The sequence below is a fragment of the Phreatobacter sp. genome (assembly GCF_052440005.1).
Classification (GTDB): Bacteria; Pseudomonadota; Alphaproteobacteria; order Rhizobiales; family Phreatobacteraceae; genus Phreatobacter.
This window is the reverse complement of record NZ_JBQVQL010000140.1, coordinates 1-7753: the sequence shown is the minus strand read 5'-3', so window position 1 is coordinate 7753 and position 7753 is coordinate 1. Positions and strand designations below refer to the sequence as shown.

Annotated in this window: 8 protein-coding genes; 6 read left to right on the top strand and 2 right to left on the bottom strand. The window is 68.7% G+C overall.

All coding sequences use genetic code 11. From position 1 onward, the window contains the following. The first annotated feature begins 54 nt into the window (after positions 1-54). The 4 genes from ACT6XY_RS21720 to ACT6XY_RS21705 are packed head-to-tail and all read left to right on the top strand — an operon-like array spanning position 55 to position 2041. Complete coding sequence (locus ACT6XY_RS21720) at positions 55-393, top strand: hypothetical protein (protein ID WP_444750393.1); 339 nt, start codon at positions 55-57, stop codon at positions 391-393. A 37-nt stretch (positions 394-430) separates the two neighbouring features. Beyond that, positions 431-937 carry a copper chaperone PCu(A)C gene (locus ACT6XY_RS21715; protein ID WP_444750392.1) on the top strand — a complete coding sequence of 169 codons (507 nt, stop codon included), beginning with the start codon at positions 431-433 and terminating at the stop codon, positions 935-937. After that, complete coding sequence (locus ACT6XY_RS21710) at positions 937-1371, top strand: copper chaperone PCu(A)C (RefSeq protein ID WP_444750391.1); 435 nt, start codon at positions 937-939, stop codon at positions 1369-1371. Before ACT6XY_RS21715 ends, ACT6XY_RS21710 begins: the two co-directional genes overlap by 1 nt. Positions 1372-1399: 28 nt before the next feature. After that, complete coding sequence (locus ACT6XY_RS21705; RefSeq protein WP_444750390.1) at positions 1400-2041, top strand: flavin reductase family protein; 642 nt, start codon at positions 1400-1402, stop codon at positions 2039-2041. Positions 2042-2047: 6 nt separating this feature from the next. Here ACT6XY_RS21705 and ACT6XY_RS21700 read toward each other — a convergent pair whose 3' ends face one another. Then, on the bottom strand, positions 2048-5308 hold the full coding sequence (locus tag ACT6XY_RS21700) for a PAS-domain containing protein (protein ID WP_444750389.1): 3261 nt from the start codon (positions 5306-5308) through the stop codon (positions 2048-2050). A gap of 154 nt (positions 5309-5462) precedes the next feature. Further along, positions 5463-6749 carry a 4-aminobutyrate--2-oxoglutarate transaminase gene (gene gabT, locus ACT6XY_RS21695; RefSeq protein ID WP_444750388.1) on the bottom strand — a complete coding sequence of 429 codons (1287 nt, stop codon included), beginning with the start codon at positions 6747-6749 and terminating at the stop codon, positions 5463-5465. Positions 6750-6874: 125 nt separating this feature from the next. On the opposite strand from gabT, the gene ACT6XY_RS21690 reads away from it, so the two are divergent. Continuing rightward, positions 6875-7450 (top strand): cupin domain-containing protein, encoded by a 576-nt coding sequence (locus tag ACT6XY_RS21690; protein ID WP_444750387.1) that lies wholly within the window; start codon positions 6875-6877, stop codon positions 7448-7450. A gap of 107 nt (positions 7451-7557) precedes the next feature. Next, the coding region (locus ACT6XY_RS21685) for a hypothetical protein (RefSeq protein ID WP_444750386.1) at positions 7558-7753 on the top strand (196 nt) is incomplete at its 3' end.

Here is a 7753-nt window from a genome sequence, read left to right as displayed (position 1 = left end):
CGCCCGGTCGCCGCGCCGCATTGATCCGCATCGCAGGGGCTCGTACAAGGCCGTATGCGCCACCTGCGCCTCGCCATCGCCCTCCTGCTCGCCTTCGCCCTGCCGGCCGACGGCCTCCTGTCCCACGCGGCGAGGGCCCATCACATCGCCGCGTCCGCCGCGGATCAGGGTCTCTGCACGACCGGGACGGACAAGGGGGCACCTGCTCACCTCGCCGTCTGCGCCGACCATTGCCTGGCCACCGCTTCCGGTGACGGCGCCGCTCCCGGCTCGACCGCGGCAAGGGCGGTGGTGGCCGAGGCGGCCATGCGGGACACACCGGCGGGCTCCCGTGCCAGGGTTCCGCATCGCCCGACCTTCGATCATGCCCCGAGAGCGCCGCCGGCCGCCTGACGCCGCCCTGCCCTCTCCTCCCATAAGGACATGATCGATGAACCGACGCTCCCTTCTCGCGGCTGCGGCCGCCATATTTCCCCTCGCCCACGCACGCGCCCAGACGCACGGGACCGCGACCTTCCGCGCCGGGCCCATCGTCGTCGAGGCGCCCTGGACGCGCGCGACACCCGGCGGCGCCCGGGTCGCCGGCGGCTTCATGGTAATCCGCAACACCGGCAACACGGCGGATCGGCTCACCGGCGGGACATTTCCCGGCGCGCCCCGCGTGGAGGTGCACGAGATGGCGACGGTGGACGGCGTCATGCGCATGCGCGAGGTGCGCGGCGGCATCGAAATCCCTGCGGGCGGGACCGTCGAGCTGCGTCCGGGCGGCTACCACATGATGTTCATGGACCTTGGCGAGCAGATCCGGACCGGCGCGCCGCTGCGCGGGACGCTGGTCTTCGAAAAGGCGGGGACGGTGACCATCGACTACAGCGTCGCCCCCATCGGCGCCCCCGGCCCCGCCGGCGGCCACGGCCACGGAACCCCGAGGCACTGATGTCCTTGATCAGCCGCCGCTCGATCCTGGCCATGCCCGCGCTTCTGGTCGCGGGCGAAGCCCTGGCCCATTCCTATCGCCACGGTGACCTGATGATCGGCCATGCGTGGTGCCTGCCCTCCGAGGCCCCGACCACCAAGGCCTTCATGCCGCTGGCCGTCGTCCAGGGGCAACCGGATGCCCTGACGGGCGCCCAGTCGCCCGTAGCGGAGGGGGCCCAGTTCGTGCCGGTGGCCGGCCAGGCGCCGGCGCCGCGCTGGGACATCATCCCGCGCCGGCCGATCGGCATGCGCATCGACGGACCTCACATCCTGCTCACCGGCCTGAGGAGGCCATTGAAGGTCCGCGATCGTTTCCCGCTGACCTTGGTGTTCGAGCGCAACGGCCCTAAGGAGGTGGAGGTCTGGGTCGAGCGATCGCCCTATTCCAGCTAGAGACTTTCCCGCCTTCCGGACAGAACCCATGCGATCCATCGCCCTCGACAGCCTGGCCGACGACCGGGTCTACAAGATCCTCTGCTCGCTGGTCGTGCCGCGGCCGATCGCGCTGGTCTCCACCATGAGCCGGGAGGGCGTGATCAATGCCGCGCCCTTCTCGTTCTTCAACGTCTTCTCGGAGGCGCCGCCCCTCGTCGTGCTGGGCCTGCAGCACAAGGCGGACCATTCGCCGAAGGACACGACGCGCAACATCGCCGCAACCGGCGAGTTCGTGGTCAATCTCGTCGACGAACCGCTGGCGGATGCGATGAACGCCTGCGCAACCGACTTTCCCGCCGGTGTCTCGGAGGTCAGCGCGGTCGGCCTGACCACGGCCGCCTCCGAGAAGGTCGGCCCACCCCGGATCGCCGAGGCCCCCGCCGCCCTCGAATGCGTGCGCGAGTTGTCGCTGAACTTCGGGCCGCAGCGCGAACTGCTGATCGGACGTGTGCTGCATGTCCACGTACGCGAAGACGTGATGGACGAGCGCTTCAACGTCGACATGGCGCGCTACCGGCCGGTGGGTCGCCTCTTCGGCAATCTCTACGCGCGCCAGCACGAGGTCTTCGGCCTCGAGCGCATCGATCATGCGGCCTGGGCGGCGGGCAAGCGTCCCGCAGGCCTCTGACCGGCCTCAGCCCACCGGGCGGCCGGGCCCGAGCGAGGCCATGATCGCCGGCAGGTCCGCAGGCGGCCGCGGCGCGCTGACGAGATAGCCCTGCACGTGGGTGCAGCCACAGCCGCGCACGATCGCGAGCTGATCCTCGGTTTCCACACCCTCGGCCGTCGTCTCGATGCCCAGGCTGGCGCCGAGATCGGCCATGGCGCGGACGATGGCGACGTTGTCGCGGCTCTGCCCGAGATCGGCGATGAAGGAGCGGTCGATCTTGATCTTGTCGAAGGGGAAGCTTCGCAGGTAGCTCAGCGAGGAATAGCCGACGCCAAAGTCATCCATGGCGATGCGAACGCCGAGGGCTCGCAGCTCGTGCAGCATCGCGATCGTCACGTCGTCGCGCTGCAGGAGCACGGCCTCGGTGATCTCGAGTTCCAGTCGGCCCGGCCTCAGTCCGGTTTCGACGAGCGCCCGGCGGACGGTCGCGACCAGCGAGCGGTCCTTGAACTGGATCGGCGAGAGATTGACGGCCACCTGGATGTGGTCCGGCCAGCGTGCGGCCTCCGCGCAGGCCTCGACCAGCACCCACTCGCCAAGGGCGCAGATCAGCCCGGTCTCCTCGGCCAGCGGAATGAAGTCCGCCGGGGGCACCGCGCCTCGGAAGGCGTGGTTCCAGCGGATCAGCGCCTCGAAGCCCGCGAGGCGGAGATCGGGGCTCGACACCTGGGGCTGGAAGACGAGGTGGAACTCGTTGGTCTGCAGCGCCTGCCTGAGATCGAGCTCGAGGTGGCGGCGTGCCTCCAGGTGCTGGCTCATCTGCGGCTCGAAGAAGCGGAACATGGCCCGCCCCTCGGACTTGGCGCGGTAGAGCGCGAGATCTGCCGCCTTCATCAGGTGGTCGCCTGCGACCGCGTCCTGGGGGGCGAGCGCGATGCCGACGCTGATCCCCGAATTGATGAGGTGGCCCTCGACGACGAAGGGTTCCGCCATGTCGCGAACCAGGCGCCGCGCCAGAACCTCAGCCTCCTCGCGCCCCGCACGGTGCAGCAGGATGGCGAACTCGTCACCGCCGAGCCTGGCGATCGTATCGGCGCTTCCGACCGCCTGCCCCAGGCGATCCGCCACCAGGGTGAGGAGGCCGTCGCCGACGGGGTGTCCGAGCGTGTCGTTGACCGATTTGAAATGGTCGAGGTCGAGGCAGAGCAGCGCCAGGGGCGCTCCCGAGCGGCCGACATCGGCCAGGCCCTCGGCCATACGCTGACGGAACAGGACGCGGTTCGGCAGGCCGGTGAGCGAATCGTGATGGGCGAGATGGACGATGTGCTCCTCGGCCTTCCGGCGCTCGGTCACATCCTCGTGGATGGCCACCCAGCCACCATGGGGCATGGGGTGGTAGAGGACCTTGAAGATGCGGCCGTCGGCGAGTTGCCGATGCGAGAGAAAGTCACCGTTCCTGAGCCGCTCGAAATAGCTCTGCAGGAGCTCGTCAGGCGTCGCCTCGGTGTAGTTGCCCAGCGCGATGCTGTGCTCGACGATCGTGCGCATGGTGACGCCGGGACGCACCACGTCCGGGGACATGCCGTACATGTCGAGATAACGGGTGTTGCAGACGATGAGGTTGAGGTCCTCGTCGAGCATGCACAGGCCGTGGGCCATGTTGTTGAGCGCCGCATCGAAGCGCCGGTGCTGCTCGCGCAGGGCGAGGGCGGCGCGTTCCCGCGCGGTGATGTCCTCGAAGGTGGCGACCCAGCCGCCGTTCGTCATCGGCTGCGCCTTGACGGCGATGATGCGCCCGTCGGCGAGGTGGCGCTGGAGCACCGGCTCCTGGTTCTCGATGAGCGTGCGGCAGAATTCGTCGCAGACGACGTCGGCCGACTTGCCGACGAGGTGGGCTCCCTTGGCGACGCTGCGGCCGATGACCTCGCGCATCGTCATGCCGGGCTGGATATCCACCTCGTCGAGACCATAGATCTCGCGATAGCGGCGGTTGACGACGACGATGCGGAAGTCGCGGTCATAGACGCAAAGCCCCTGCGCCATGCTTTCGAGCGTCGCATCCATCAGGAGGTTCTGCTCGAGCATGCCCGCGACCGCGAGGGCCCGCTCGCGCTCGGCGCGCCGCCGGTCGGTGACGTCCTCGAACATGCCGAGCCAGCCGCCGCCCTCCATGGTCTCGATGGAGACGGCGATGATGCGGCCGTCGGTCATCGGCTGGTCGTAGGCCTTGCCGTCGGCACGGGCGAGGGCCTCCAGGCGCCGTTCGACGAGGTCGTCGGCGGTCATGCCCGGATAGCTGCCGAGCTTGACGCCATGGTCGAAGATCTCCCGCAGCGTGATGCCGGGCTTCACGACCTCGGGATCGGCGCGGAAGAGCGTGACGTAGTTGGTATTACAGACGATGAGCCGATGGTCCGCATCGAACATGCACAGCGCCTGCGGCATGGCGTTGAGGGCCGCGTCGAAGCGCTGGTGCTGCTCGTTCAGGGCCTGGATGGCCAGTTCACGGTCAGTGACGTCCTCGGAGGTGAAGATCCAGCCCCCGTCGGGCGTCAGCCGCGAGCGAGTATGGATCCAGCGCCCATCCGGCAGACGGCGGCGGCGCGTGACCTCCTTGCCCGCGGCGATTTGACGGTCGGACTCCTCGACCATCTGCTCCAGCGTTGCGCCGGTGAAAATGCCGCGCTCCAGCCCCAGCGCGAAGATCTGATGGAGATGGATTCCGGGACCGACCTCGCCCGCGTTGTAGCCGTACATGGCGGGGTAGCGGCTGTTGCAAACGACGAGCCGCTTCGATGAATCGAAGACCGCCAGCGCATGCGACATGTTCTCCAGGGCTTCCCGGAAGATACTTGCCTGGTCCCGAAGCTCGTCCTCGAGCTTCTGCTGGGCCGTGATGTCATGATGGATCGCGACCCAGCAGCCTTCGGGTGCCGGCTGGTAGCTGATCAGCACCGTGCGGCCGTCGGAAAAGCGCTCGCGGCGCGAGAAGGGTTCCCGGCGCGCCAGAAGGGCGAGCCGCTCGGCCCAGGCCTGGTGCAGCGGCACGCCGTCGAGGCGGTCCTGCTCGGCGCTGTAGCGCAGCAGCCCGTACATTGACGCGCCGACGCCCGCCACCTCTTCCGGCATGCCGAAGAGGTCGATCATGCGGCGGTTGGAGAGGCGGATGGTCAGGTCGGCATCGAAGACGCAGAAGCCATGCGCGACGGATTCGAGCGCGATGTCCCGGTAATCGACGGAGGGTCGGGAGCTGGCTGCACGCCCGCGTTCCGCCCGAACGGCCACATCACTCCGCGCCAAGCCCACTCGCCGCTCCCAAGGCCAACACGCCTTGCTACAGCGGGCGCGGAGAACATCCGGTTAACGGCCCGACGTAAAACACGCAATGGAGAAGTGGTATCCGGGGATGCATGGCCCCCCGGATACCGGGACAGAAGGATCAGGCGGCGACCACGGCGGCGAGTGACTGCTCGATGATGTCGAGGCCCTTCCGCACCTGCTCCTCGGGGATCGTGAGCGGGGCGAGCAGGCGGATGACGTTGGCATCGGGGCCGCAGGACAGGAGAATGAGGCCGTGCTCCTCAGCCTTGGCGATCAGCGCATTGGTGAGCGCCGCATCCGGCTCGCGGGTCTCGCGATCCTTGACCAGCTCGAAGGCCACCATGGCGCCGAGGCCGCGGACGTCGCCGATGCAGTTGAAGGTGTTGCGCTTGGCCATGTCCTTCAGGCGCGACTGCATCATTTCGCCGATCTTCGCGGCACGGGCGCAGAGGTCTTCCTTCTCAATGACGTCGAGGACCGCATGGGCCGCGGCCACCGCCACGGGCGAGCCGGCATAGGTGCCGCCGAGACCGCCAACCTGGGCGGAGTCCATCACGTCGGCGCGACCGGTGACGGCGGAGAGCGGGAAGCCGCCACCGAGGCCCTTGGCCATGGTGACGAGGTCCGGGACCACGCCGGCATGTTCCATCGCGAACATGCGGCCGGTGCGGGCGATGCCCGTCTGGATCTCGTCGACGATGAGCAGGATGCCGTGCTGGTCGCAGACGGTGCGCAGCTCGCGGAGGAAGTCGAAGGGCGCCACATAGAAGCCGCCCTCGCCCTGCACCGGCTCGACGATGATGGCGGCGACGCGCGCCGGCTCCACGTCGGCGGCGAAGAGCTGCTTGAGGTTGGCCATGGCGGCTGCCGTGTCGAGGCCGTGATAGGTCTTGGGGAAGGCGACGTGATAGACGTCTGCCGGCATCGGCCCGAAGCCCTTCTTGTAGGGCTGCACCTTGCCGGTCAGCGCCATGCCCATCATCGTCCGGCCGTGGAAGGCGCCGGAGAAGGCGACGATGGCCGAGCGGCCGGTGAAGTGGCGCGCCGCCTTGACGGCGTTCTCGACCGCCTCGACGCCGGTGGTGACGAGCAGCGTCTTCTTGGCGAAGTCTCCGGGCGTGATCTTGTTCAGCCGCTCGGCGAGGGCGATGTAGCTCTCATAGGGAGCGACGTTGAAGCTCGTATGAGTGAAGGACTCGAGCTGGTCGCGCACCGCCTGCATGATCGCCGGGTGGCGGTGGCCGGTGTTGAGCACGGCGATGCCGGCGGCAAAATCGATGTATTCCTTGCCATCCGCATCCCACAGCGTCGCGTTCTCGGCGCGGGTGGCGTAGATGCCCTTGGTGGCGACGCCGCGCGGGACGGCCTCGTGCTGGCGGGTCGCGAGGGCGGTGTTCCTGGACATGGCGGCTCTCCGGTTCGGTCCGACGAGGGATCAGCGGATGAGTAGCCCTTGCTCAAAATTTTGAGCAGACGGGAAAATGCAGGGCAACTATGTTGGCCGGACGAGACGAGGGGAGGCAGGGCGCTGTGGATTTCGACGTCGGAGCACGGCTGCGGGAACTCAGGCTCGGGGCGGGGCTTTCGCAGCGCGACCTCGCGGCCCGGGCCTCGGTGCCTCACGGACTGATCGCCACCATCGAGCAGAACAAGTCGAGCCCCTCCGTTGCCTCCTTGCGCAAGGTGCTGGACGGGCTGGAGATCAGCTTCGTCGACTTCTTCACGCCGCCGCGGCCGAGCGCCGAGAAGGTCTTCTTCGCCGCCGACCAGTTGGTGGACCTGACCTCCATCCTGCCGGGGGCGATGCAGCAGGGGGCCGGGCGGATGGTGTTCCGGCAGATCGGCGACGCCCACACCCATAACCTGCAGATCCTGCACGAACGCTACGAGCCGGGCGCGGACACCGGCGCGGACATGCTGTCCCACCACTCCCGCGAGGGCGGGATCGTCATCTCGGGCACGCTGGAGCTGACGGTCGGGGACGAGGTGCGTGTGCTCAAGGAGGGGGAGGCCTATCTCTTCGACAGCACCCGGCCGCACCGGTTCCGCAATCCCGGAAACGAGCCCTGCGAGGTCGTGAGCGCCTGCACGCCACCCTACCTGTAGGCGGCGCCGCCCACCTGGGCCGGCAACATCCGCGAGGACGTTCCGACGCCGATTGGAAACAAACGCCCCCTAAGGCCAAGCTGCCGATCTGCCTCGAGGGGTCACCCATGCCTATTGCCCGCACGCCAAGGAGCCGCGTTCTCGCCGGCCTCGTCGCCGCCCTGTTCGGGACGGCGACACTGACCGCGGTGGACGTACGCAGCGCCGCCGCACAGTTCGATCTCGGAGCCGGCCTGCGCGCCCTCGGCGGCGGCCAGAACGCCGGCCGGGGCAGCGACCGGGCCCGTCCGGGCGCCGCGGCAC

Coding starts and splice junctions, on each gene's coding strand:
- ACT6XY_RS21710 (WP_444750391.1), top strand. CDS start 937: ATGTCCTTGATCAGCCGCCGCTCGATCCTGGCCATGCCCGCGCTTCTG.
- gabT (WP_444750388.1), bottom strand. CDS start 6,749: ATGTCCAGGAACACCGCCCTCGCGACCCGCCAGCACGAGGCCGTCCCG.
- ACT6XY_RS21705 (WP_444750390.1), top strand. CDS start 1,400: ATGCGATCCATCGCCCTCGACAGCCTGGCCGACGACCGGGTCTACAAG.
- ACT6XY_RS21720 (WP_444750393.1), top strand. CDS start 55: ATGCGCCACCTGCGCCTCGCCATCGCCCTCCTGCTCGCCTTCGCCCTG.
- ACT6XY_RS21715 (WP_444750392.1), top strand. CDS start 431: ATGAACCGACGCTCCCTTCTCGCGGCTGCGGCCGCCATATTTCCCCTC.